Source organism: Streptomyces sp. NPDC057302 (assembly GCF_042667685.1).
In the GTDB taxonomy this organism is placed as follows: domain Bacteria; phylum Actinomycetota; class Actinomycetes; order Streptomycetales; family Streptomycetaceae; genus Streptomyces.
Map to the genome: position 1 here is coordinate 115,087 of NZ_JBHUZJ010000009.1, position 25,375 is coordinate 140,461.

The 25,375-nt window shown below is 71.6% G+C and carries 21 protein-coding genes and 1 tRNA gene; 14 read left to right on the forward strand and 8 right to left on the reverse strand.

The genetic code is table 11. The features are described 5' to 3' along the window. Window positions 1-26: 26 nt before the first annotated feature. Together ACFUPX_RS09890 and ACFUPX_RS09895 are read left to right on the forward strand one after the other, a co-directional pair. Complete coding sequence (locus ACFUPX_RS09890) at window positions 27-1,076, forward strand: Gfo/Idh/MocA family protein (protein ID WP_383318890.1); 1,050 nt, start codon at window positions 27-29, stop codon at window positions 1,074-1,076. After that, window positions 1,073-2,083 carry a Gfo/Idh/MocA family protein gene (locus ACFUPX_RS09895; protein ID WP_383318893.1) on the forward strand — a complete coding sequence of 337 codons (1,011 nt, stop codon included), beginning with the start codon at window positions 1,073-1,075 and terminating at the stop codon, window positions 2,081-2,083. Before ACFUPX_RS09890 ends, ACFUPX_RS09895 begins: the two co-directional genes overlap by 4 nt. Window positions 2,084-2,138: 55 nt before the next feature. Here ACFUPX_RS09895 and ACFUPX_RS09900 read toward each other — a convergent pair whose 3' ends face one another. Further along, complete coding sequence (locus ACFUPX_RS09900) at window positions 2,139-3,701, reverse strand: CAP domain-containing protein (protein ID WP_383318896.1); 1,563 nt, start codon at window positions 3,699-3,701, stop codon at window positions 2,139-2,141. 191 nt (window positions 3,702-3,892) lie between these two features. Here ACFUPX_RS09900 and ACFUPX_RS09905 point away from each other — a divergent pair, with 191 nt between their 5' ends. Beyond that, complete coding sequence (locus ACFUPX_RS09905) at window positions 3,893-5,254, forward strand: radical SAM protein (RefSeq protein ID WP_383318899.1); 1,362 nt, start codon at window positions 3,893-3,895, stop codon at window positions 5,252-5,254. Here the strand turns inward: ACFUPX_RS09905 and ACFUPX_RS09910 are convergent. After that, on the reverse strand, window positions 5,251-5,901 hold the full coding sequence (locus tag ACFUPX_RS09910; RefSeq protein WP_383318903.1) for a TetR/AcrR family transcriptional regulator: 651 nt from the start codon (window positions 5,899-5,901) through the stop codon (window positions 5,251-5,253). The two genes, ACFUPX_RS09905 and ACFUPX_RS09910, sit on opposite strands and share 4 nt — an antisense overlap. 83 nt (window positions 5,902-5,984) lie before the next feature. Here ACFUPX_RS09910 and ACFUPX_RS09915 point away from each other — a divergent pair, with 83 nt between their 5' ends. From ACFUPX_RS09915 to ACFUPX_RS09930, 4 genes are all read left to right on the forward strand, one after another. Continuing rightward, window positions 5,985-7,025 carry a saccharopine dehydrogenase NADP-binding domain-containing protein gene (locus ACFUPX_RS09915; protein ID WP_383318905.1) on the forward strand — a complete coding sequence of 347 codons (1,041 nt, stop codon included), beginning with the start codon at window positions 5,985-5,987 and terminating at the stop codon, window positions 7,023-7,025. A gap of 5 nt (window positions 7,026-7,030) precedes the next feature. Next, window positions 7,031-7,912, forward strand: a complete 882-nt coding sequence (locus tag ACFUPX_RS09920) for an NAD(P)H-binding protein (RefSeq protein WP_383318908.1) — start codon at window positions 7,031-7,033, stop codon at window positions 7,910-7,912. A gap of 145 nt (window positions 7,913-8,057) precedes the next feature. Next, entirely contained in the window at window positions 8,058-8,795 is a 738-nt protein-coding gene (locus ACFUPX_RS09925) for an SDR family oxidoreductase (protein ID WP_383318911.1), read from the forward strand. A 69-nt stretch (window positions 8,796-8,864) separates the two neighbouring features. Next, on the forward strand, window positions 8,865-9,419 hold the full coding sequence (locus ACFUPX_RS09930; RefSeq protein WP_383318914.1) for a GNAT family N-acetyltransferase: 555 nt from the start codon (window positions 8,865-8,867) through the stop codon (window positions 9,417-9,419). Window positions 9,420-9,467: 48 nt separating this feature from the next. Here the strand turns inward: ACFUPX_RS09930 and ACFUPX_RS09935 are convergent, their stop codons facing one another. Then, window positions 9,468-10,997: an amino acid permease gene (locus tag ACFUPX_RS09935; RefSeq protein WP_383318917.1), complete on the reverse strand. Its 1,530-nt coding sequence runs from the start codon at window positions 10,995-10,997 to the stop codon at window positions 9,468-9,470. Window positions 10,998-11,116: 119 nt separating this feature from the next. Next, a complete protein-coding gene (locus ACFUPX_RS09940; RefSeq protein ID WP_383318919.1) occupies window positions 11,117-12,109 on the reverse strand; it encodes a hypothetical protein in 993 nt (330 codons plus the stop codon). A 241-nt stretch (window positions 12,110-12,350) separates the two neighbouring features. Here ACFUPX_RS09940 and ACFUPX_RS09945 point away from each other — a divergent pair, with 241 nt between their 5' ends. The 6 genes from ACFUPX_RS09945 to ACFUPX_RS09970 all read left to right on the forward strand — a co-directional run bounded on the left by ACFUPX_RS09945 (window position 12,351) and on the right by ACFUPX_RS09970 (window position 20,426). Further along, on the forward strand, window positions 12,351-13,823 hold the full coding sequence (locus ACFUPX_RS09945; protein WP_383318922.1) for an FGGY family carbohydrate kinase: 1,473 nt from the start codon (window positions 12,351-12,353) through the stop codon (window positions 13,821-13,823). Then, complete coding sequence (locus ACFUPX_RS09950; protein ID WP_383318925.1) at window positions 13,820-15,265, forward strand: FAD-dependent oxidoreductase; 1,446 nt, start codon at window positions 13,820-13,822, stop codon at window positions 15,263-15,265. The genes ACFUPX_RS09945 and ACFUPX_RS09950 overlap by 4 nt, the downstream gene beginning before the upstream one ends. Further along, window positions 15,262-16,488, forward strand: a complete 1,227-nt coding sequence (locus tag ACFUPX_RS09955; RefSeq protein WP_383318928.1) for an FAD-dependent oxidoreductase — start codon at window positions 15,262-15,264, stop codon at window positions 16,486-16,488. Before ACFUPX_RS09950 ends, ACFUPX_RS09955 begins: the two co-directional genes overlap by 4 nt. A 256-nt stretch (window positions 16,489-16,744) precedes the next feature. Further along, entirely contained in the window at window positions 16,745-17,932 is a 1,188-nt protein-coding gene (locus tag ACFUPX_RS09960; RefSeq protein WP_383318932.1) for a thiolase family protein, read from the forward strand. Window positions 17,933-18,045: 113 nt separating this feature from the next. Beyond that, window positions 18,046-19,584 carry a long-chain fatty acid--CoA ligase gene (locus ACFUPX_RS09965; protein WP_383318935.1) on the forward strand — a complete coding sequence of 513 codons (1,539 nt, stop codon included), beginning with the start codon at window positions 18,046-18,048 and terminating at the stop codon, window positions 19,582-19,584. 38 nt (window positions 19,585-19,622) lie between these two features. Continuing rightward, on the forward strand, window positions 19,623-20,426 hold the full coding sequence (locus tag ACFUPX_RS09970; protein ID WP_383318938.1) for a sulfite exporter TauE/SafE family protein: 804 nt from the start codon (window positions 19,623-19,625) through the stop codon (window positions 20,424-20,426). A 28-nt stretch (window positions 20,427-20,454) separates the two neighbouring features. Here the strand turns inward: ACFUPX_RS09970 and ACFUPX_RS09975 are convergent, their stop codons facing one another. From ACFUPX_RS09975 to ACFUPX_RS09985, 3 genes are all read right to left on the reverse strand, one after another. After that, on the reverse strand, window positions 20,455-22,446 hold the full coding sequence (locus tag ACFUPX_RS09975; RefSeq protein ID WP_383319055.1) for an MDR family MFS transporter: 1,992 nt from the start codon (window positions 22,444-22,446) through the stop codon (window positions 20,455-20,457). A gap of 206 nt (window positions 22,447-22,652) precedes the next feature. Then, window positions 22,653-23,432: a precorrin-6A synthase (deacetylating) gene (gene cobF / locus ACFUPX_RS09980; protein ID WP_383318941.1), complete on the reverse strand. Its 780-nt coding sequence runs from the start codon at window positions 23,430-23,432 to the stop codon at window positions 22,653-22,655. A gap of 32 nt (window positions 23,433-23,464) precedes the next feature. Beyond that, window positions 23,465-23,983: a DUF309 domain-containing protein gene (locus ACFUPX_RS09985; RefSeq protein ID WP_383318944.1), complete on the reverse strand. Its 519-nt coding sequence runs from the start codon at window positions 23,981-23,983 to the stop codon at window positions 23,465-23,467. Between the two features lie 108 nt (window positions 23,984-24,091). Here ACFUPX_RS09985 and ACFUPX_RS09990 point away from each other — a divergent pair. Next, window positions 24,092-24,165, forward strand: a tRNA-Pro gene (locus tag ACFUPX_RS09990). Between the two features lie 49 nt (window positions 24,166-24,214). On the opposite strand, the gene ACFUPX_RS09995 is transcribed toward ACFUPX_RS09990, so the two are convergent. Beyond that, window positions 24,215-24,910, reverse strand: a complete 696-nt coding sequence (locus tag ACFUPX_RS09995; protein WP_383318947.1) for a hypothetical protein — start codon at window positions 24,908-24,910, stop codon at window positions 24,215-24,217. Window positions 24,911-25,375 lie beyond the last annotated feature (465 nt).

Here is a 25,375-nt window from a genome sequence, read left to right on the forward strand (position 1 = left end):
AGGAACCACGAAAGGTGACTCCACCCATGCGCATAGGTCTGATCGGCGCGGGCGGCATCGCCCGCGCCCATCTCCCCGGCTGGCTGGAACTGGGTGCGCGCGTCAGCGTGTACACCGTCGACGGCTCGGCGCGGAAGCTCGCCGCCGAGTACGCGGGGCGTGAGGTCACCGCGGTGGCGGACCTCGACACGCTGCTCGCCGACTGCACGGCCGTCGACATCTGCACCCCCACCCCCACCCACAAGGAGCTCGCCCTCGCGGCCGTCGCCGCGGGCCGGCACGTCGTCTGCGAAAAGCCCCTCGCGCTCAACGCGCCCGACGCCGAGGAGATGGCGGCAGCCGCCGAAGCGGCGGGCGTCCGGCTGCACCCCGCCCATGTCGTGCGGTACTTCCCGGCGTACGCGGCCATGCAACAAGCCGTCGAGCGGGGTGAGTTGGGTGACCTTGCGGTGCTGCGGTTCACGCGCGGCGGGGCGCGCCCGCAGTGGGCGTCCTGGTTCGCGGACCCCGCCATGTCCGGCGGCGTCATCATGGACCTGATGGTGCACGACATCGACGTCGCCCGCTGGATCGCGGGCGACGTGGTCCGCGTGCACGCACAGACGCGAGGCGTCGAGCACGCCACGGGCGGCGCGGAGGCCGAGGTCGTCTCGGCGACCGCCGTCCTCACCCACGTCTCCGGCGCGATCAGCCACATCACCGGGCTCTGGGGCCTGCCGGACCAGCAGTTCCGTACGACGTTCCGGATCGCGGGCAGCGAGGGACTCCTCCGTCACGACTCCACGTCCGTGCCCGGCTACCGGATCACCGCGCAAGGCGTGCGCGCGGCCAACGAGGGCATCCCCTCGAGCCCGATGACCGAGAGCCCCTACCTGTCCGAGCTCCGGGAGTTCGCGGCTTCGTGGGAGGAGGGCGGCCGTGCGCCCCGGGTGGGCGCGCGGGACGGGATCGAGGCGGTACGGATCGCCGAGGCGGCCGTGGAGTCGAGCCGCACGGGCCGGGCGATCGAGATCGGGACGAGCCGGGCGGCCGGGACGGCCGGAATCCCCGCAGCCACCAAGGAGGTCACGCGATGAAGGTCGCCGTGCTGTCGTTCGCCCATGTCCACGCGGCCGGATATCTGCGGCTCCTCTCCCGTATGCCGGGCATCGAGGTCATCGGCAGCGACCCGGACACCGGGTCGGCCGCCCCCGGCGAGGTGCGGGGACGCGCGTTCGCCGACGAGCTGGGGGTCGCGTACGCGCATACGTACGACGAAGTCTTCGCCTGGGGCCCTGACGCGGTGATCGTCTGCTCCGAGAACGCGCGCCACCGCCCCCTGGTGGAACTCGCCGCGTCCCGTGGCGTGGACGTCCTGTGCGAGAAGCCCCTGGCCACGACGGTCGCGGACGGCGAGGCGATGCTCGCGGCCTGCCGGGCGGCCGGAGTGCGGCTCGCGGTGGCCTTCCCGGTCCGCTTCAGCCCCGCGTACGCGGCGGTCAAAGCGGCCGTCGCTTCGGGCGAAGCGGGCCGCGTCCTGACCGTGTCCGGCGCGAACAACGGCTCCATGCCGGCCTCGCGGCGCTGGTTCGCCGATCCCGAACTCGCGGGCGGCGGCGCCCTGATGGACCACACGGTCCACATCGCCGACCTCCTGGACGACCTCTTCGGCGAGGCCCGCCCCGTCGACGTGTACGCCCAGACGAACAATCGCATGTACGACGGCGAGGTCGACGCCGAGACGAGCGGCCTGGTCACCGTGACGTACGACAACGGCTCGGTGGCCACGATCGACTGCAGTTGGTCGCACCCCCGCTCCCACCACTCCTGGGGCGGGCTCGAACTGACCGTGGTCGGCGAGCGGGCGACCCTGGAGATGGACGCCTTCGACCAGTCGGTCCACGGCTACAGCGAACGCCACCGGCAGGGGCTCGAACTGCCCTTCGGTGCCGATCTGGACGAGCGGATGCTGCGGGCGTTCCTCCACGGGCCGAAGGAGGGCGCCATGGACGTGGCCGATGGCGAGGGCGGACTGCGGACGCTGAAGATCGTGGCGGCGGGCTATGCGTCGGCCCGGAGCGGGGTTCCGGTGGCGGTGGGGTGAGGGCGGTCGAAGCAGCGGGTGAGCCGAGACATGGGCCGCGGCAGCCCGCTGCTCCTCAGCCGCCGAAGAGCTGCGTCCAGTACGTCCCCGTAGAGCCGCCGCCCGCGAAGCCGACGCCGAGGTGGGTGAAGGAGGGCTTGAGGATGTTGGCCCGGTGCCCAGGGCTGTTCATCCAGCCGTCCACCACCTCGGCGGGCGTGCGCTGCCCGCAGGCGATGTTCTCGCCGATCGCGCGGTGCCTGCTGCCCGCGGCCGATGCGCGGTCCCACGGTTCGCCGCCGTCGGGCGAGGTGTGGGAGTAGAAGGCGCGGGCGACCATGTCCGCGCTGTGGCCCTGCGCCGCCACGGTCAGGAGCGGGTCGGGGGACAGGGGCCGAAGACCTGCCGCCGACCGCTCGGCGTTGGTGAGTCGCAGCACGGCGGACCCCCACTCGGCGAGCCCCTGCGGACTGAACGGGGAGGCCCACAGCGCCGTCCAGTAGACGTCCCCGGAGCGCGCGTCGGTGACGTCGGCCACCCCGACCTGCGTGTACGCGCGGCTGTGCACCGTACGCCGCGACTGCTCGCCCGAGAGGCAGTACTCCACGAAGTCGGCGGGCGAGCGCGGCCCGGAGACCAGATGCTCGCCGATGGCCAGGTACGCGTACCCGCCCGCGACGACGCGCTGGTAGAGGGACGTGCCGTCGGCGTGCTCCGAGCTGAGCGTGGACCGCGCCGCCATCCCGGCGGCATGCGCACGCGCGGCGGCGGTGAGACGTGCGTCGAGGGTGACGGGCGGGGCACCGGCCGCCGCCCGCGCGGCATTGACCAGGGCCAGGAATCCGTCGGGGGAGGCCGGGGCGGAAGGGACCTGCGCGGCCCGACCGGAAGGCGCACCGCCGGGAGCGGTCGCCGAGGGACGGGACGGGCTGCCGGGAGGGGTGCCCTGTGGGCGGGCCGGAGAAGACGCAGAGGGGCCGCCCGGAGTGGTCGCCCGTGGGCGGGTGGGGGAAGGCAGTGACGGGCCCCCGGAAGCGCCCGCCCGTGGACGGCCAGGAGAAGGGACCGACCCGCCGGGAGCAGCAGCCCGTGGACGGCCGGAACCATCGCCCGAGGGCCCCGCACCAGTACCCGCACCCCTCGGCGGCGCCACAGCTTCCTCCTCCGCCACATCCATCCCGAAGTCCCTCGCCACCCCCGCGAGCCCGTCCGCGTACCCCTGACCGAGGGCCCGCAGCTTCCACCCCTGGCCCCGGCGGTAGATCTCCGCGAGCAGCAGCACCGTCTCGCGATCGGGGCGCGGCGGTGTGAAACGGGCCACAAGCCGGCCGCCGGGCCCCTGCACCTGGAGGGCGATGGTGGGCAGGCGGCCCAGGGGAGTGCCCGGCTCGGCGGCGCTGACGGCCACCGTGACGCGGCTCGCACCGGCGCGCAGGCGCCGCCCGTCGACCGTGACCGTGTCGCCCTGGAGCCGCGCGCCGGGCGTCGCGGGCTGGTTGTAGAAGACGAAGTCCCCGTCGCCCGCGACCTTTCCGCTGTCGTCCGTGACGATCACGGACAGGTCGAAGGGGCCGGGCACCCGCAGGGTGACGGCGCCGTCGGGCAGCGGCACGTTCCCCCCGGCAACCAGCTCGTTCATGCAAGGACAACGCGAGGCGGGCCCCGCCAGGTTCCCGTCCGCCGCCCCGTCGCGCGCGGGTACCGCAGCGGCTACCGCCGCACGGCGAAGGGCGGCTGAGACCGGAGGCGGATCCGCGCCGCGAAAGGCGCGTACTAGCGTGGGGGTCACGGGAAGCACACATCACCGACAGGATCCGAGGTGCCCGGCAGATGGCAAGCCGCAGCGAGAGCCGTACCCAGCTCGTAGAGGGACTCATGGAGCGGTTCCCGCAGGTGCCGCGGGAGGCGGTGATCAAGGAGGACCTGCTCAGGGGAGGCATGGCCTTCGACGAGTCCGCGCTCAGTGACAACGAGGGCGGCGAGGTCAAGCCGAAGTCGTACTTCATCTTCTCCTTCGACCACAGCACTCTGCCCGAGCTCGGCGCCGCCGCCCTGCGCCGCCCGCCCGAGGAGATCGTCCTCACCGGCGGCCCCTACGACCTGCGCCGCACGGTCGTCTCGGTCCGCGTGAACCCCTCGTCGCCCTACCGCGTGGCCGCGGACGACAACGGCATCCTCGGCCTCTACCTGGACGGCGCACGCATCTCCGACGTGGGCCTGCCGCCGATGCCGGACTACTACCGGCACACCCTGGAGAACGGCAAGTCCGTCATGGAGGTGGCGCCCACCATCCAGTGGGGCTACCTGATCTACCTGACGGTCTTCCGCGTCTGCCAGTACTTCGGCGCCAAGGAGGAGTGCGGGTACTGCGACATCAACCACAACTGGCGCCAGCAGAAGGCGGCGGGCCGCCCCTACACGGGCGTGAAGCCGATGGACGAGGTCCTCGAAGCCCTCGCGATCATCGACAAGTACGACACCGCGAAGTCCTCCACCGCGTACACGCTCACCGGTGGCGCCATCACCTCGAAGCTCCAGGGCAAGGACGAGGCCGACTTCTACGGGCAGTACGCGAAGGCCATCGAGGAGCGCTTCCCCGGCCGCTGGATCGGCAAGGTCGTCGCCCAGGCGCTGCCCAAGGCGGACGTACAGCGCTTCCACGACTACGGCGTGCGGATCTACCACCCCAACTACGAGGTGTGGGACCCGTACCTCTTCGAGCGCTACTGCCCCGGCAAGGAGCGCTACGTCGGCCGTGACGAGTGGCACCGCCGCATCCTGGACTCCGCCGACGTCTTCGGGCCGCGCAACGTCATCCCGAACTTCGTGGCGGGCGTGGAGATGGCGGAGCCGTTCGGGTTCAAGACGGTCGGCGAGGCCATCGACTCCACCGTCGAGGGCCTGCAGTACTTCATGTCGCGCGGCATCACCCCCCGCTTCACCACGTGGTGCCCCGAGCCCACGACCCCGCTCGGCAAGGCGAACCCGCTGGGCGCCCCGCTGGAGTACCACGTCCGCCTCCTGGAGGCGTACCGCGCGACGATGGAGGCCAACGGCCTGACGTCGCCGCCCGGTTACGGCCCCGCCGGGCCGGGGCGCGCGGTGTTCTCCGTCTCCTCCTTCATGGACAGCCTGGCTCCCGACGAGTCGGCCGAGGCGGCCGGGGAAACCGGCAGGGAGACGGTGGCCTAGGGCCCGTCCGGCCCTCCCTGGGGAGCGGCCAGCGCGGAGAGCAGACGTTCGGCCTCCGCCGTCACCGAGGTGAGGGCGGAGGCGGGATCGGACGAGCGGGCCAGGAGCATGCCCGCCTCGCACAACGCGCCGAACATCATCTGACAGCGCACGTCCAGATCCCCCTCCCCGGCATCCCCTGCACCGATGGGGTCGAGGGCCGCCGCCGCACGCATGCCGTCGGTCAGCACCCGCAGCGTATGGGCGTACTCGATCTCGCGGACGGTCTCCCATCCCAGGACCGCGGGCGCGTCGAGCAGCACGATCCGGCGGAAGCCCGGGTCGAGGCAGTGCTCCAGGAACCGGCGGCAGCCGCGCCGCAGCGCGGACCACGCGTCGGGCTCCTCGGCCGCCACGCGCTCCAACTCCGCCGCGATCTCCTCCTGTTCACGGACGAACACCGCGTGGAAGAGCGCCGCCTTGCCCTCGAAGTGGTGGTAGGCGGCGCCCTTGGTGACCCCGGCGGCGGCGGCCACGGCGACGATCGAGGTCGTCGCGTACCCCTCAAGACCGAAGAGCCGCTGCGCCGCGGCGACCAGCTGGGCGGTGGTCGTGTCGGAGCGTTCCGCCTGTGTACGGCGGGCAGTTGGTCGCGCGGACGGGATCACGGTCGGCTCCTCTTGACGAACATACTCAGGGTACGTAGGTTCCCGCACCAGTTGCATACCTTCGGTATGGAAGCGAGTTGAGCATGACGAAGCCGCTCTTCGCGATCTACGGAGCCTATGGCCACACCGGACGCCTGGTGGCGTCCGAACTCCTCGCCAGAGGTGAGGAGTTACTCCTGGTCGGCCGCGACGCCGAGGCGTTGCGCACGCTGGCCGACGAACTCGACGCGGGGGATCGGGTGCGGACCCATGCCGCCTCCGTGGACGACGCCGTGGGGCTGCGCGAGGTGATGACGGCCGCAGACGTCCTCATCCACTGCGCGGGCCCCTTCGCCCTCACCGGCGCACCCGTCGCCACCGCCGCCGCGGAGGCGGGCTGCCACTACGTGGACCACGCCCTCGAACCCCACCACGTGAAAGCCGTCTTCGACACCGCGCAGGCCACGGCCCAGCGCACCGGAGCCGTCATGGTCCCCGGCGTCAGCTTCTACGGAGGCCTCGGCGATCTCCTGGCGGGGGCGGTGGCGGACGGCATCGCGGGTATCGACCGGATCGTCGTCGCGTACGCCGTGAACGGCTGGCGCCTGACCTCCGGCGCCAAGAACACCGCGACCCATCTCCTTGCCGAGACCCAGCGCCTCACCTTCAGCGACGGCGCCCTGCGCGAGGGCTACGTAGAACCCCGCAACGCCGTCTTCCCCTTCCCGCCGCCGCTCGGCCCGCGCACGATGATCGCGCCGTTCCCGTCCTTCGAGACCGTGACGGTGCCGCGCCATGTTCCCGTCCGCGACATCGACTTGATGCTCAGCACCAGCGCCTTCGAGGCGACGGACGCGTTCGCGAGCGAGCACATCGGCGCCGCGGAACGGGCGGACACCGACTTCACCGTCGCGGTCCAGGCGATGTGGGAAGGAGGCGGCGCGGCGGGGCAGTTGACGGGCCACGACCTGTGGCGGGCCGGAGCGCTGGCCTCGGTGGAGGCGGCCGTGCGGATCGCGGAGGGGAGGGGCCCGACGAAGACGGGGGTCCTCGCGCCCGGGGAGGCGTTCCCGGCGGAGCCGTTCCTGCGGGACCTGGAGCGGCAGGGCGCGTTCACGCTCACACTGCGGCGCGGAGAGGAGTGAACGGGATGCCGACGGACGAACCGGTCCTCGTCACCGGAGCGGCGGGCGGACAGCAGGGCTCCACCGGCCGTCATGTCGTGCGACTCCTGCTCGATCGCGGCCAGGCGGTACGCGCCTTCGTACGCACCGACGACGAACGCGCCGCCGCGCTGCGCAAGGCGGGCGCGGAGGTGGTCGTCGGGGACCTGCGCGAGATCACGGACGTGCTCGCGGCGGTGCGGGGCGTGCGCAGGGCCTTCTTCACGTACCCGGTGACCGATGGCCTGCTGGAGGCGAGCGGCGCGTTCGCCGCGGCGGCCCGGCGCGAGGGCGTCGAGCGCGTCGTCGAGGTGTCCCAGCTCGCGGCGGCCCCGGACGCGGGCACGCCCCGGATGCGGCAGCACTGGGTCGCCGAGGAGGTCTTCGACCGGGCGGAGATCGGGGCGGTGCATCTGCGCGCCGGGGTCTTCTTCGAGAACCTGGACTTCCTGGTGCGGGCGGCCGGTGGCCGCGAGCTCGCGATGCCCCTGGGCGCGCCGGACACGGTGCTTCCGCTGATCGCGGGGCAGGACGTGGCGCGGGTGGGCGCGGGGCTCCTGGCGGACCCGATGCCACCGTGTCCCGATCCCGTGGTGCTCCTGACCGGGCAGGTGCTCTCCGTGTCCGAGATCGTGAAGACGTTCGGCGGCGGCCTGACGTACACGGACGCGTCGCCGGAGGAGTGGCGGGAGCGGGCGATGTCCCTCTACGGGGACGCGCACGTGGTGGCCCACCTGGACAAGCTGTGGGAACTGTTCCGCCTGATCGGCTCGCACCACGAGCTGTACGAGGTGACCCCGTCGATCGAGCGGTTCGGGGGGAGGGCGCCGGGGACGTTGCGGGAGTTTGTGCAGGGGCGTGTGGGCTGAGAATCAGCCCTCCGGCGTTTGAGGAGCGGGGTCTGGGGCGGAGCCCCAGGTAGGTCCGGGGCGCAGGCACGGTTTTCGGGAAGGGGCGGGGTTGGGGAATGATCGATCAAACAGCAACCATGCCCAACCCGCTCCTGGAGGAACCGTGCCGCAGAACCCCGTAACCATCATCACCGGCGGCAGCCGCGGTATCGGCGCGGCCATCTCCACCCGCCTCGCCGCGGACGGCCACCACATCGCCCTCGGCTACCACTCCGACGCCGACTCCGCCGAGAAGGTGGCCGCGGAAGTCCGGGCGACGGGCGCGAGCTGCGTCACCGTCCGGATGGACACCGCCGACGAGGCGGACGTGGACCGCCTCTTCGAGACCGCCGCCGCGGAACTCGGCCCGGTCACGGGGCTGGTGAACAACGCCGGGATCGGCGCCCCGGTGGGCCCCCTCGCCCAGGCCGACGTCGCCGCCATGCGCCGCGCGCTCGACGTGAACGTACTCGGCTACCTCCTCTGCGCCCGCCGCGCGATCCGCGACATGACGCGGAACGCCAGCGGCGGCGCCATCGTGAACATCTCCTCCGCGGCGGCGACCCTCGGCGCCCCGGGTGAGTACGTCCACTACGCCGCCGCCAAGGGAGCCGTCGACACGATGACGGTCGGCCTGTCGAAGGAGGTCGCGGCGGACGGCATCCGCGTCAACGCCGTCGCCCCCGGCGTGATCTGGACCGAGTTCCACGCGGACCCCGAGCGCCCGGCGAAGCTCGCCGCCGCTATCCCGCTGGGGCGCTCGGGCCGGCCCGACGAGATCGCGGCGGCCGTCGCCTGGCTGCTCTCGGACGAGGCGTCCTACGCGAGCGGAACGATCCTGCGGGTGGCGGGCGGAAGGTGAACCGCCCGCCGACGGGCGGAAGGTGAACCAACCGCCGCGCGCGCCCGCCGCAGTGCCTACGCTTGGCGCATGATCACCGAATCAGCCCGCATCACCCCGGACGTCGTCATGCGCCCCGCCGCAATCGAGGACGCGGACGCCCTCGCCCGCGCCCGCCTGCGCAGCCGCGCCCACCTGGAGCCGTGGGAGCCCTCCAGACCCGAGGACTACTTCACCTCGCGGGCCCAGGCCGCCCGGCTGCGGGACCAGCTCGAGGAGTGCCGGGCCGGGCGGGCGGCGCCCTGGGTGCTGGACCGCGAGGGGGACATCGTCGGCTCGGTCACCCTGTCCACCATCGTCCTCGGCCCGCTGCGCAGCGGGAGTCTCGGATACTGGATCGACGTGGATCACGTCGGCAAGGGCCTGGCCACCGCCGCGGTGGCGTACGCCTGCGAGTCCGCCGACAGGGAGCTCGGCCTGCACCGCGTCGACGCGGGCACCCTCCTGGACAACGTGCCCTCGCAGCGGGTCCTCGCCAAGTGCGGCTTCGAGGAATACGGCGTCGCGCCGGCGTTCCTGCACATCAACGGCGCCTGGCGCGACCACCGGCTCTTCCAGCGGATCCTCAACGACCGCACCCCGTAGCGGGAAACCGGGGCACGGCCGCCTGAGAAACGCCTGCCTGAGAAGCGCCTAGATGATGTCCTCCGCGATCTCCGCCTGCTCCCGCTCGGAGCCGTACGCGGACGGCGTGCTGTAGGAGCGCCGCGCCACGAACCACCAGACGGTGGCCAGGGTCAGCACCGCGGCGAGCGCGATCGACGCGTAGTTCATCGTGTCGACCGTCACCGGCGAGGCCTGCGGCAGGCAGAACAGGACGGTCACGAACGCCACCCAGATCACCGCCACCCAGCCGATCGGCTTGCTCCAGCGGCCGAGGTTCCACGGGCCCGGCTGGAAGCGGTCGCCCGCCCGCAGCCGCAGGTAGATCGGGATGGCGTACGCGGGCGTGATCCCGATGACGTTGATCGCGGTCACGGCCGTGTACGCGGTCGCCGAGTACAGGGACGGCAGGGCGATCACCGCGGCCAGACCGACGGAGAGCCACACCGCGGGCACCGGCACCTGGGTGCGCGAGCTGACCTTGCGCCAGATCTTGGAGCCGGGCAGCGCGTTGTCGCGGCTGAACGCGAACACCATGCGGCTGGCCGCGGCGGTCTCGGCGTTGCCGCAGAACAGCTGCGCCACGATCACGATGAGCAGCAGCGCCGTCGCCCCGGACTCACCGATCGCGTCGATCATGATCTGCGCGGGCGGCACTCCGGTGTCGGTCTGCACGGTGCCCGCGTAGTCCTGGATGGCGAACGTCAGCCCGGCGAGCAGGACGAAACCGGCGATCCACGAGGCCCAGATGGCGCGCACGATGCCGCGCGCGGCGGACACCGAGGCGTTGGAGGTCTCCTCCGAGAGGTGCGCGGACGCGTCGTACCCGCAGAAGGTGTACTGCGCGAGGAGCAGACCGATCGCCGTGACGTAGAGCGGGTTGTCCCAGCCGGTGTTGTTGACGAACTCGCCGAAGACGAAGCCCGGGGACTGGTGGTGGTCGGGCACGATGGCGAGGACGCCCACGATCACGGCGACGCCGCCCACGTGCCACCACACGCTGATCGAGTTGAGCAGGCTCACCAGACGCACGTTGAAGAGGTTCAGGACGGCGTGCAGCAACAGGATGCAGAGGAAGATCAGGAAGGTCTTCTCCGGCGTCGGCGTGAAGCCGAACTTCAGGTTCAGGAACGCCCCGGAGAAGAGCGCCGCGCCGTAGTCGATGCCCGCTATCGCGCCCAGCAGGCCGAGCAGGTTCAACCAGCCCGTGTACCAGCCCCAGCGGCGCCCGCCGAGCCGGTCGGCCATGTAGTAGAGGGCCCCCGACGTGGGGTACGCGCTGGTGACCTCGGCGAGCGCGAGGCCGACGAAGAGCACGAAGAGGCCGACGCCCGCCCAGCCCCAGAGCATCACCGCCGGGCCGCCCGTGCCCAGGCCGAAGCCGTACAGGGTCATGCAGCCGGAGAGGATCGAGATGACGGAGAAGCTGATGGCGAAGTTGCCGAAGCCGCCCATCCGGCGTGCCAGGACCGGCTGGTAGCCGAGCTCCCTGAGCCTCTGTTCCTCGTCTGGCAGTGGCGCTGCGGTCGATGCTGGGCTCGACCAGGTGGTGCGGGACACGGACGTACCTCCGTCGGGGAGCGGTGGATCGGGGAGCTGGTGGTGCTGTTCGGGGGGAACTTGCGGTGCTGATCGGGGGATCTCGCGGTGCTGATCGGGAAGGCCGGGGCCGGGGAGCCTCAGCCCGGATCTCGTACGGCGCCCAGACAGCGGGTACGTGCTTGCATGAATGCCTCGGCTGCCGCGTCCGCGTCACCGGGCGACCGCGTGCGGTACGTCCACGGCGCCACGGTGTAGAAGGGGTCGAGGGCTTCGAACACCCTTGTCGCGTCGTCGAATTGATGGGCCCCCCACAGCGCGTGGGCCAGGTGGCTGAGGTCGAGGAGCGAGGTCGCGGCAGGCTGCGCGTGCTCGAACCACAGGTGCAGCGCGCGCAGGGCCGAGCGGGTCGCGTCCTCCCCTATCCAGTGCAGATCCAGGGCGTGTTCGCTGCCGCCGTCCTTGCGGTACCGCTCGACGCGCACATACAGGGGCAGTACGTGGAGGGCCGAGCCCGCGTACGCCGAACCGGACGCCCAGTGGGCGAAGTTGACCGCCTCGGTGAGCGGGCCTCCGGGGCGGCGCGTGTAGGCGAACTGCAGCATCCGGTGGTAGGCCTCGCGGTTGCCCGGGTCGCGCTTGTCGGCCTCGGCGAGGAGGTGCCAGGGGCCGGGGAACAGCATCGGCTCGGGGGCGGGCACCCGGTGCTCGTCCCACCGCTGGCCCTTGTCGAGCTGGGCGAGGGCGAGCAGGCAGACCCACGGCACGGGATCCTCGGGCGAGGCGTCGATCGCGGCCCCGCACGCCGCCGCGGCCTCGCGCCACAGCTCGTTGGTGTGGCGGTGTCCCGCGCGATGGGCACGCAGGGTCCGCTCGACCAGGACCCTGGTGTGCAGGACGGATGCGGCGGCGCTGTGCGGTTCCTCGGCCTGCCAGGCCCTGACCACATCGGATCCGGCCACGGCGGCGGCCAGGATCTGCGTACGTTGCGTCCACAGTCCCCAGTCGGGCGTCGAGTCGAGCAAATTGCGCGTCGACACCCAGCGACCTGTCTTGAGGTCCTGGAGCACGGCGCGCAACTGTTCGTCGTGGCCCGCCGGGTGGTAAACGGGGCGGCCTGACGGATTGGGCATGGATCCTCTGTGGGGGAGGCGGGCGGAGGACAGCTGGCGTGAACTTGCCCACGGGTCGGTGATGTTGTTCGGCGGTCAGTGTAGATCCGTAACTTCCCTTCTCAGGGCGATTCATGGATCTTTTGGTATCGACTTATGTTCAACTCGGCGCGCCGGTTGGCAATTTGAGAGCGAAGTGGGCGGAAGCGGGTCGTGCAGGGGGCTCTTGACGCCTTCCCGGCCGCTGTTGCAGGCTTCCGCGGTGATCACGAATGGCAGCGGACCGCGCGGCGATGCAGTTCTCGCCATCGACCAGGGAACGTCCGGCACCAAGGCGCTGGTCCTCTGCCCGGAACGCGGAGTGATCGGTTCCGGCGTCGCGCCCGTCCGCCCGCGCCACCTCCCCGGAGGCCGGGTCGAGGTGGATCCGGAAGCTCTCTTCACCTCGGTCGTCGACGCGGGGCGCCGCGCCCTGGCCGCCGCGGGGGAGCCGGTCGCCGCGGTGGGCCTCGCCAACCAGGGCGAGACGGTGCTCGCCTGGGACCCGGCGTCCGGCCGCCCGCTGACCGAGGCCATCGTGTGGCAGGACCGGCGGGCGGAGCCGCTGTGCACGGAACTGGCCCCGTACGCAGATGAGTTGACGCACCTGACGGGGCTTCCCCTCGATCCCTACTTCGCCGCGCCCAAGATGGCGTGGATACGCCGCCACCTCACCAGGGAGGGCGTCGTCACCACCAGCGACGCCTGGCTGGTCCACCGGCTCACCGGAGAGTTCGTCACCGACGCGGCGACCGCCGGACGCACCCAGCTCCTCGACCTGGACGAGGTCGCGTGGTCACCGCGCGCTCTCGACGTCTTCGGCCTCGCCGGCGAGCGGCTGCCGCGCGTCGTCGACGCCGCGGGCCCGGTCGGCACCACGAAGGCCTTCGGCCCCGAACTGCCCCTGACCGGCCTCCTCGTCGACCAGCAGGCCGCGCTGCTCGCCCAGGACGTGACCGAGCCCGGCACCGCCAAGTGCACCTACGGCACCGGCGCGTTCCTGCTCGCCCAGACCGGCTCCCTGCCGCGCAGGGGCGATTCCGGCCTGGTCAGCTGTGTCGCCTGGCGCCTCGCGGGCGAGACGAGCTACTGCCTCGACGGGCAGGTCTACACGGCCGCGTCCGCCGTGCGCTGGCTCACGGACCTCGGGGTGATCGAAGGGGCCGCCGACCTCGACCTCGTGGGCTCGTCCGTGCCCGACACGGCCGGTGTCACCTTCGTGCCCGCGCTCGCCGGGCTCGCGGCGCCCTGGTGGCGCGGCGACCTGCGCGGCTCGATCACCGGCCTCGGCCTCGACACGGCACCCGGCCACCTGGTCCGCGCCCTGTGCGAGGGCATCGCGGCCCAGGTCGCCTCGCTCGCCGACGCCGTCGCCGCCGACCTGGGCCAACCCCTGACGAGCCTGCGCGTCGACGGCGGCCTGACCCGCTCGGCCCTCCTGATGCAGACCCAGGCCGACCTGCTCCAACTCCCGGTCGAAGTATCCGCGTTGCCCGATGTGACCGCCCTGGGCGTGGGCGCCGTCGCCCGCATGGGCATCGACCCGAAGCTCACGGTGCGGGACGCGGTCTCCCGGTGGCGCCCCGCCACCGTGTACGAGCCGAAGATCGACGCCACGCAGGCCGCCGAGCGCCTCGGCGGCTTCCGCTCGGCGGTCGACTCCCTCCTCGACCGCGCCCCCGCGCCGTCGTCATGACCGTCACCGCCAAGGGCCCGCTGCCGTCCGAGCCCTATGACGTGACCGTCGTCGGCGCCGGGGTGGTCGGCTCCGCCGTCGCCCGCGAACTGGCCGCACACCACAGCCTCCGCGTCGCCCTGGTCGAAGCATCCGGCGATATCGGGGACGGTACGTCCAAGGCCAACACCGCGATCCTGCACACCGGTTTCGACGCGGTGCCGGGCTCCTTGGAGTCCCGCCTCGTGCGCGAGGGCCAACGCCTGCTCGCCGCGTACGCCGCCGAGTCCGGCATCCCCGTCGAACCGGTCGGCGCGCTGCTCATCGCCTGGGACGAGGAGCAACTGGCAGCGCTTCCGGACCTGTTGAAGAAGGCGAAGGCCAACGACTACGACGACGCCCGCATCATCGGCGCCGACGAGGTGCGCTCACGCGAACCACACCTGGGCGAAAGTGTGCTGGGCGCGCTCGACGTGCCCGGCGAGTCCATCATCTGCCCCTGGACGACGACCCTCGCGTACGCCACCCAAGCCGTGCGCGGGGGAGTGGACCTGCACCTCAACTGCGCGGTTGAGGGGGTCGGTTCATGGGTCTCGCCGAGCGGCTCGGCCTGCCATGAACTGACCACGCCCCGAGGAGTCGTACGCACCCGCTACCTCATCAACGCCGCGGGTCTGCACGCCGACGTGCTCGACCGGCGGCTCCTGGGGCGCGGCGAGTTCACCGTGACCCCGCGCCGAGGCCAGCTCATCGTCTTCGACAAGCTCGCCCGCGACCTGGTCCGCCACATCCTCCTGCCGGTCCCGACGGCGCTCGGAAAGGGTGTGCTCGTGGCCCCGACGGTGTACGGGAACGTGCTTCTTGGCCCTACCGCCGAGGAGTTGGAGGACAAGAGGGCGACGGGCACGACTGAGGACGGTCTGGCCGGACTGCGCGCCAAGGGCCGGCGCATCCTGCCGTCGTTGCTCGACGAGGAGGTCACCGCGGTCTACGCGGGGCTGCGGGCGGCCACGGAGCACGACGACTACCAGATCCACAGTGCCCCCGAGGAGCGGTACATCACCGTCGGCGGCATCCGGTCCACGGGACTCACCGCCTCGATGGCGATCGCGGAGTACGTCGTCGGCCTGCTCGCCGATGCGGCGGGCCCCGACCTCGACCTGACGGAGCCCGCAACCCTGGACCCCGTACGCATGCCGAACCTCGGAGAGGCGTTCGCGCGCCCCTACCAGCGCGCCGACCTCATCGCGACCGACTCCGCGTACGGCAGCATCGTCTGCCACTGCGAGCGCGTCACCCGCGGCGAGATCAGGGACGCCCTCATCAGCACCGTCCCGCCCGGCTCACTGGACGGCCTGCGGCGCCGGACACGGGCCCGGGGCGGGCGCTGCCAAGGGTTCTACTGCGGGGCCGCGGTACGTGAACTGTTCGACGGCTGGGGCGAGTCGGGGGCGGCGCGATGAGGCGGCAGCGGAACGTGGACGTCCTCGTCGTCGGCGCGGGCCCCGCGGGACTCGCGGCGGGCGCGTGTCTCGCCGCGTCGGGCACGGGCACGGTGGAGGTCCTGGAGCGCGAGGCACGGGCCGGCGGGGTGCCGCGCCACTGCCACCACGGAGGGTTCGGGCGGTGGGGAACGACGGGGACGCGGTACGCGGAGAGCCTCGTCGAAGCCGCGCTCGGCGCCGGGGCGGCGCTCCGGACCGGGGTGAGCGCCACCGGGTGGGCGGGACCGCTCACCGTGGACACGACGGGACCGCACGGCCTGGAGCGCATCACCGCGCGCGCGGTGGTCCTGGCCACGGGCGCACGGGAACGGCCACGGACGGCGCGGCTCGTGCCGGGGACGCGCCCGGCAGGGGTGTTCACGACGGGGGAGTTGCAGCAGGCGGTCCACGTCTACGGGCAGGAGATCGGGACCAGGGCGGTCGTGATCGGGGCGGAGCCGGTGAGCTACGCCGCGCTGGCTGCCCTGCGGCACGCGGGGGTGGGGGTCGCCGCGCTCGTCACCGAGGAGGCGCGGGCCCAGGTGGGCCGGGCGCGCGCGGCGGCGGCGCGGCTCGGTGCCGCCCGGGTGCCACTGGTCACCGACGCCGTGGTGACCGAACTCCTGGGGCGTGGACGTCTGTCGGGCGTCAGGCTGCGGCATCGCGACGGCCGGGAGGCGGTGCTCGCCTGCGACACGGTGGTGTTCACCGGTGACTTCGTTCCCGACCATGAACTGGCCCGGCGCGGGAGCGTGCCCCTGGACCCCGGGACACGGGGACCCGCGATCGACGGCTCGTTCCGCACGGCGTCGCAGGGCGTCTTCGCGGTGGGCAGCGGAGTGCACGCGGTGGAACCGGCGCGGGTGGCCGCGAACGAGGGGGCACGGGCCGCTCGCGCGGTGCGAGGCCATCTGGAGGGCGCGAGGTGGCCGTCCGCCGCCGTCCCGGTGATCGCCGAAGCCCCCCTGCGATGGGTGGCACCGAACCGCCTGACGCCCGGCGCTCTCCCCGGCGGCGGCTTCGTCCTGCGGACGGCGGAGCCTGTGCGCGCCCCTGTCCTGCTGGTCACACAGGACGGCCGGCGCCTGTACCGGCAACGGGCGTGGCGGAGGGTGCTGCCCAACCAGGGGCTGTATCTGTCGGGGGAGTGGGTCGGGAGGGTGGACGCGGGGGGCGGAGCGGTACGGGTGGGGGTCGGCTAGGGCTTCCCCTTCCCTCACAGCGGGCCGGGCTGATTGGTTTCAGCCCGTCCGGCGTTTGAGGACGAACTCGGCGAAGCCGGTGATGACGGCGCGCAGGGCCCCCACGCCGAGTGGGTTTTCGGGAAGGGGCGGGGTTGGGGAAAACAACGCCCCTTCCGCCCGGAGCCGACTCCCCGTAGACTCCAAAACTAGCACTGCTAATTAACGTCACGCGCTGACCCGCGGACGACGACCGCAATCGATCCGGAGCCGTATCGTGCGCCCAGTCCACTTCGCCGCAGCCCGCCGCACCCCCATCGGCAAGCTCCGCGGGACCCTCTCCTCGGTCCGCCCGGACGACCTCGCCGCAGGCGTCGTACGCGGCCTCCTCGCGGACCTCCCCGAACTGGACCCCGCCAGGATCGACGACGTCTACTGGGGCGCCGCCAACCAGGCGGGCGAGGACAACCGCAACGTGGCCCGCATGGCCGCCCTCCTCGCGGGACTCCCGGAATCCGTGCCCGGCGCCACCGTGAACCGGCTCTGCGCCTCCGGCATGGAGGCCGTCACCACCGCCGCCCGCACCATCGCCTCCGGCGAGGCCGACATCGTCCTCGCCGGCGGCTCCGAGTCGATGAGCCGCGCCCCCTTCGTCCTGCCCCGCCCGGACGAAGCGCTGCCGCACAAGATCGAGACCGTCGACACCCGCCTCGGGTGGCGCCTCGTGAACCCCGCCATGAAGGACCTGCACGGCGTCCTCGCCATGGGGGAGACCGCGGAAGAGGTGGCGGAGCGCTACGGCGTCTCCCGCGAGCGCCAGGACACCTTCGCCCTGCGCAGCCACCAACGCGCCACCGAAGCCCGCAAGAACGGCCACTTCGACGACGAGATCCTCCCCGTCACGCGACCCGACGGCACGGTCGTCGACCTCGACGAATGCATCCGTGCGGACACCTCGTACGAGAAGCTGAGCAGCCTGCGTCCCGTCTTCCGCAAGGGCGGCACCGTCACCGCGGGCAACGCCTCGCCGATGAACGACGGCGCGGCCGGTCTCCTCCTCGTCAGCGAGGAAGCCCTGAACGAGCTCGGGCTCGAATCCCTCGGGCGGTACGTCGCCGGCGCCTCCGCCGGTGTGCATCCGGACGTCATGGGCATCGGCCCCGTCCCCGCCACCCAGAAGGCACTCGCCCGCGTCGGCTGGACCATCGGCGACCTCCAGGAAGCCGAGTTCAACGAGGCCTTCGCCGCCCAGGCCCTGGCCTGCGTCGACGCCCTCGGCATCGATCCGGAGCTGGTGAACCCGAGCGGCGGCGCCATCGCCATCGGCCACCCCCTCGGCTGCTCCGGCGCCCGCATCCTGACCACCCTCCTCCACCGCATGCGCCGCACCGGCGCGTCCCGCGGCCTCGCCACGATGTGCGTGGGCGTCGGCCAGGGCAGCGCGCTGCTCGTCGAGCGCGGCTGAATCTCCTCCCGCGGGCCCGCAGGTCCGCAACCGCAAGGCCGAACGTATGGCCGCACGACCGCAACCGCACAACCGCAAGGCCGCACGGAACGCAAGGAAACGGAGCACCACCCATGGCCACGCTGTCCCTCGCCGCGATCCTCGCCGAGCCCGCCCGTCGCCAACCGGACCGCACCGCCCTCGTCGAGGGTGAACTGCGGCTCTCCTTCGGCGAGTTGTGGGGGCAGGCCCGCGCGCAGGCGGCAGCCCTGGTGGAGCTGGGGATCGGGCCGGGCGACCGCGTGGCCCTGATGGCGCCCAACACCGCCGAGTTCCCGCGCGCCTACTACGCGATCCTCGCGGCGGGCGGCGTCGTCGTCCCCGTACACCTCCTGCTCTCCGCCGAAGAGGTCGAGCACGTCCTGCGGGACAGCGGCGCCACCCTGCTGCTGTGTCACCCCGCGCAGGCGGAGACGGGCAAGGCCGCTGCCGCCGCCACGGGCGTACGGATGCTGACCCTCGGCGGGGACGGCGAGCTTGAGACCCTGGCGCACGCGGCCGAACCGCTCCCCGCCTACGTCACGCGTGAGGCCGACGACCCGGCGGTCGTCTTCTACACCAGTGGCACCACGGGCGTCCCCAAGGGCGCCGTGCTCAGCCACCTCAACCTGGTGATGAACGCGACCGTCTGCGCCTTCGACGCCCACGACGTGCGCCGCGACGACATCGCGCTCGGCGCGCTCCCCCTCTTCCACGCCTTCGGCCAGACCGTCTCCATGAACGCCACCTGGCGCGCGGGCGCGACGCTCGTCCTGCTGCCGCGCTTCGACGCCGCGCGGGCCATCGAGCTGATGGCCGCGGAGGGCGTCAACACCTTCCACGGCGTGCCGACGATGTACGTGAACCTCGTCGCCGCCGCGGCCACGGCCGCCGAGCTGCCCAAGCTGCGGCTCGCGGTCTCCGGCGGCGCGTCGCTCCCCGTCGCCGTACTGGAGCGCTTCGAGGAGTCCTTCGGCGTACCCGTCTACGAGGGGTACGGGCTCTCCGAGACCTCACCCACCGCCTCCGTGAACCAGCCCGTGTTCGGCACCAAGGCGGGCAGCATCGGCCACCCGCTGTGGGGCGTGGACGTGGAGATCGCCCGCGCCGACGTCGAGGGACGGATCGAGCTGCTGCCCACGGGCGAGCTCGGCGAGGTCGTGGTCCGCGGCCACAACGTCTTCTCCGGCTACCTCGGGCGCCCGGAGGCCACCGCCGAGGCCGTCGTCGACGGCTGGTTCCGCACCGGGGACCTCGGCACCAAGGACGCCGACGGATTCCTGGCCATCGTCGACCGCAAGAAGGACGTCATCATCCGCGGCGGCTTCAACGTCTACCCGCGCGAGGTCGAGGAGGTGCTCATGCGCCACCCGGACGTTGCGCACGTCGCCGTGATCGGCCTGCCCGACGACGTGCACGGCGAGGAGATCTGCGCCGTGGTCGTCGCGGCGCCGGGCTCCGCGCCCGATGCCGCGCGGATCACCGAGTGGTCCAAGGAGCACCTGGGCCGCCACAAGTACCCGCGCCGCGTGGAGTTCACCGGCGAGCTGCCGCTCGGCCCCAGCATGAAGGTCCTCAAGCGGGAGCTGCGCGTGACGTACAGCGGAGGCGTCCCAGGATGTGGCCACCCCTGACGGCCCGGAGATAGCTGGGCCTAGCATCTGTTCCCGGCATGGACATATCTCTCGACGCATTTCTCGGTGTATCCCTCTGGGAATTCGCCGCCCTGGCCGCGGCAGCGGTGCTCGTCGGCTTCTCGAAGACCGCCGTCAGCGGGGCCAACACGGTCAGCCTCGCCGTCTTCGCCGCGGTCCTGCCGGCCCGCGAGTCGACCGGTGTGCTGCTGCCCATCCTCATCGCGGGCGACGTACTGGCCGTCCTGACCTACCGCCGACATGCCCACTGGCCCACCCTGTGGCGGCTGTTCCCCGCCGTCGCGGGCGGCGTGGTGGTCGGCACGGTCTTCCTGATGTGGGCCGACGACGCCGTCGTGCGTACGTCGATCGGGGCGATCCTGCTCCTGATGGCGGGAGTCACGCTCTGGCGCCGCCGGGCCCCCGCGGACGGCGCGGACGGCGCGGACGCGGCGGCCCTCTCGCCCGTCTCGCCCCCTTCGCCCCGCTCCCGGCTGAAGGCCCCCTCGTACGGCGTGCTCGGCGGTTTCACCACCATGGTCGCCAACGCGGGCGGCCCGGTGATGTCGATGTATCTACTCTCCGCGGGCTTCCGGAAGCTGAGCTTCCTGGGCACGTCGGCGTGGTTCTTCCTCATCGTCAACACGTCCAAAGTGCCGTTCAGCGTGGGCCTTGGCCTGATCGACGCGCACTCGCTGCTGCTCGACGCGGCGCTCGTGCTCTTCGTCGTCCCCGGCGCCCTCATCGGCAAGGCGGCCGTGCACCGCATCAACCAACGTCTCTTCGAGCAGCTGGTGATCGGAGCCACGGTCCTCGGCGGACTCCAACTGCTCCTGCGCTGAGGCGGCGGCCGCCGGGCTCAGGCCTTGCTCAGGCCTTGCGCAACGGGACCGGCCGCCTCGCCTCGGGGGCAAGCCCGTGCTCCAGATCCTCCACGAGCAGCCGCTTGGCGATCGCGTCGACCGCCTTGACGAGGTCCTGGTCGGCAGGGCGGCCACTGTCCTTCTCCACCTGCTCGCCCAGCCACTTGGCCCACGCCTTGCCGATCACGTCGGCCTCGCGTTCACCCGCCGGGGTGTGCGAGAAGAGCAGGCCGGAGCGGGTGAGGAAGCCCTCCTCGACCATCCGGTTGAAGACCGGAACCAGGACTTCGGACGGCAGCTGACGCCGGGCCGCGATGAGCCCGAGACTCGCGTGACCGACCATCCGGTCGAAGAGCGAGACCTGCATGACGGCCCAGGCCCCCGCGATGTCGAGCCGGGTGTCGGAATCGCGGATGACCCGACGCGCGGTGTCCATACCGGTACTGCGGATGATGTTCCCGACCGCCAGCTCGAGCACCCGGTCAGGGCTGCCGCCCGACGTCGGTGAGGCGAAGCCCTCGCCCATGTCCGCCGAGCTCATCCGCGCGCTGTCCCGCAGCTGCACCTGCTTGAGGAAGAGGGCCACGACGAACCCCAGCAGCGCCACGGGAACCGTCCACAGGAACACGGTGTGCAGTGTGTCGGCGTACGCCTTGATGATGGGCGCGGCCGCTTCCGGGGGCAGGCTGTGCAGCCCCTGCGGACTCTGCGCGGCCTTGGCCACCACGGCGGGATCCGCGGACCCGGCTCTGGCCGCCGCGGCGACGCCGTCCTCCAGGTTCGGCTTCAGCGTATTGGCATAGATGGTGCCGAACACGGCCGTGCCGAAGGAGCTGCCGAGCGTGCGGAAGAAGGTGACGCCGGAGGTCGCCGTGCCCAGATCCGAGTAGACGACGGTGTTCTGCACGGCAATGGTCAGGACCTGCATGCACAGACCGATACCGGTACCGAGGACGAACATGTACAGCGACTCGAGCCAGGTGCTGGTCTCGGCGCCCATGAGAGAGAGCAGATAAAGACCGAGCGCCATCACCAGAGCACCCACGATGGGAAAGATCCGATACGTCCCGGTCTTGCTCACCACATTGCCGCTGAAGACCGACGCGATGAGCAGCCCGATCACCATGGGCAGCGTCCGCACGCCCGAGATGGTGGCCGAGTCCCCGTCCACGTACTGCAGATAGGTCGGCAGGAACGTCATCGCGCCCAGCATCGCGAACCCGACGATGAAGCTGAGGATCGAGCAGACCGTGAAGACGGGGTTGGCGAAGAGCCGCATCGGCAGCATCGGTTCGGCCGCCCGCGTCTCGACCACACAGAACAGCGCGAGCGCGAGCGCACCGCCCACGAACAGCGCGATGATGGTGCCCGAACCCCACGCGTACTGGTTGCCGCCCCAACTCGTCGCCAGAATCAGCGCGCTCGCGCCGATCGCGACGAAGGCGATGCCGAGATAGTCGATGACCGGACGCACCGCCGACTTCACGACGGGGATCGTGCGGGCCGCGGCGATCACCACGACGATCGCGATGGGTACGTTGACGTAGAAGGCCCAGCGCCAGGTCAGATGGTCGGTGAAGAGCCCGCCGAGCAGCGGCCCGATGACGGTGGCAACGCCGAACACGGCACCGATCGCACCCTGGTACTTCCCGCGCTCGCGCAACGGGATGACATCGGCGATCAAAGCCATCGACGTCACCATCAGCCCGCCCGCGCCGATGCCCTGAAGGGCGCGCCAGGCGATGAGCAGCGTCATGTTCGTCGACAGGCCGCACAGGAACGAACCGGTGATGAAGACGATCGCCGAAACCTGAAAGACGATCTTCCGCCCAAAAAGATCACCGAACTTCCCCACAAGTACGGTGGCGACGGTCTCCGCGAGCAGATACGACGTCACGACCCACGACATGTGCTCGGCGCCGCCCAGATCCGCCACGATCGTGGGCAGCGCGGTGCCCACGATGGTCTGGTCGAGGGCGGCGAGCAGCATCCCCAGCATGATCGTCACGAAGACGATGTTGCGGCGGCGCTTGTCCAGGACGGGCGGCCCCTGGGCAGGGGCCTCGGCGGCGGGCTCCGCGGTGGTGGTCACATGGTCACCCTCACACCGCGCCTGGGCGTGTGCATGCGGAGCCGGTCCGGTCCGGTGAAGCTGCCGTCTCCCCCCGAAGGCCCCGCGACTCCCCGCTCTGGCCCTCAGTGGTTTCAGTCCGGATCGCGTCGCAGCAGATAGGTGTCCATGATCCAGCCCTTGCGCTCGCGGGCCTCGGCGCGCAGGGCCTCGATGCGGGGAGCGGCTTCATCGAGAGGCCCGGAAACCAGAATCTCGTCGGCGGTCCCGATATAGGCCCCCCAGTAGATGTACATGTCACCACCCCCTTCCCCCTGATACCGCCGGAAGGCCTGCTGAGCATCGAGCATGACCACGACATCATCGACCCCCTCGGGAAAGCCGCCGTCGGCGAGGCGGCGCCCGGTGGTGATCTGCACGGGCCGGCCGACCCGGTTCAGACCGGTGCGGTGCCGCGCGGCAAGCGAGGAGACACTGCTGACACCAGGCACGACGTCGTACGTGAAAGCCACCGCACCCCGGTCGAGGATCTCCTCCAGAATCCCGAGGGTGCTGTCGTACAGCGCGGGATCGCCCCACACCAGGAACGCGCCGCACTCGTCCGCGCCCAGCTCATCGGCGATCATCCGCTCACAGACATCCGCACGGCGGCTGCGCCAGTCCACGACGGCGGGGGAGTAGCCCGCGCCGTCCGCCTCCCGGTCGCGCGAGGGATCCCGCGCCTCGACCACACGGAAGGCGCCGTCGGCGCGGTGCGCACCGAGGAGATCACGCCGCAACTGGACGAGGTCGTCCTTGTCCGCACCCTTGTCGAGAATGAAGAACACATCGGTGCCCTTCATGGCTTTGACGGCTTGCAGGGTCAACTGATCCGGGTCGCCCGCACCGATACCGATGACATGAATATTCCGCACACCAAGAGTCTGCCGTACTGAGGCGGCCGTACTCAGAGAGCGGCTCCATCCCCGCGCAACAGTGGGGCGTGCTCGGCGGCATCCACAGCCGACCCGCCCTCTTCCAGGCTGCGGGCCAACTCCTTCGCCCACACCCCGAGTCCATCCACATCGATGCCGTGGGGCCGCTCCCCCCACTGCCCCGAGCCGATCGCGCCCGCCCCCCTGCGCAGCAGCCGCGCCCCACCGGTGAGATTGCCGCGAGCAGAGTGGGTCAGCCCAACGGCCAACTGGGCGAGCCCCTTCCACAGATCACGCTCGTCATCGGGCCCCGACTTCCAGGCGTCCTCAAATACCTCATGCGCGTGAAAGGGCCGCCCCGCGTCGAGCAGAGCCTGCGCCTGAACAACCGTCTCCTCGGGCGTACGCGCAACGCCTTCGGGCTGCCGCTCCACACCCTCGGTCCCATAAGGCAACGGCCGCCCGAGCCCATCACGGGGCCGCGCGTTCCGGGCCCGCCCTTCGGCGTCACGGTCACGGCCACGGTCATCGGGTCGAGGTGCGGTACTCATACGCCGATTGTCCCTCGCCAGGGGCGCGGACGGGGGCGCGGACCACCCCCGAACGTGGGGTAAAGTTCTGTTTGCGCGATCACGCAGAACACCGCGGGACACGCGCATCGGGACGTGGCGCAGCTTGGTAGCGCACTTGACTGGGGGTCAAGGGGTCGCAGGTTCAAATCCTGTCGTCCCGACGGAAACGTCGCAGGTAGGGGTCACCTTCGGGTGGCCCCTGCTTCGTGTTTAGGAGCGGGGGGGGGCTGCCTTCATGTCGGCCGCGACCGCCGCGGAGGCCTGCGCCTTCATCCATGGCCCCACCGTGTTCACGAGGAACGCGGCCGCCATCGGCCGCGCGTGACCCGCACCGTCCTCGTCCAGGATGTCGGCGATCCTGATGGTCGTGCGTCGCACCGAGGCGACCTGCGAGCCGCCGATCCGCGTGGTGGCCTTGCCCGGTGAGACCGGCTCACTGGCGTGCGCTGCCGCAGTGCCGAAGACGGGCACGGCCAGCGCCGCGGTAAATACGCCGGCTGCGAGAACGCCGCGTCGCGAGGGATCAATGTCCGCTCTTCCCCGGTCGATCAACTCCTCAACGGTGTCGAGGTGTTGAGAGCCCTCGGTGGACGTGGCGGGGGCCAGCCCCGCTTCCTCGTGCGTGATGGGCCTGCCGAGTTTCTCCGACAGGGCGACCACCACTATCGCTCTGACCTGTTGCTTTGGCTGGTGTCCGCGAAGCCACATGGAGACGGACTGTCCGCTGTAGGTCAGTGGCATCCCGGCGAGGGCGCCGATGCGGTTCACGGCGCGGGCGAGCTCTTCGCGCTGACATTGTCCCTGGTCAAGCATGGCGCGGCCAGGCTGGTGTTCGGCGTATGCGGTGTGCCTGCCATGGGCAATTCTCCCGACCGCTCGGACAGCTTTTACGGCGTTTACGTGCATGCTCTTCCTTCACGGTACCCGCGCAGCGTGACCGGGAGTTGGCCCTACGTCAGGAACCAGACGGAACCAACACGTCCAGCGAGGGAGCCCACGGTGACCCTCATGACCCCCCCAACCCTCACCATGAGACCAGTGACCCCGTGGACCTGGCCCTCGTCGACAACGCCGTCCACCGTGCGGAAGGACTCGCTGTCGCCGACCCGAGCGGCCGTCTCGCCGACGCCGTGGCCGCTGAGCTGGCCACCTGTCTGGATGCGCTGATCACGCCCGCGAGTACCACCTGGGCCGCGTGCCGCGCCGCAGCCCTGCCGAGCAATGCGCTCGCGACGTCCTCGCCGACAGCATCGGCCACGCCAGATCCGTCCAACACGACCAGCAGACCGGCGCCTTCACCAACCCCACCGCCCGGCTCTACCTCTTCGCCGGGGCGTGCCGCCTGCCGCCGACACGTCCAGCCTCACGGAG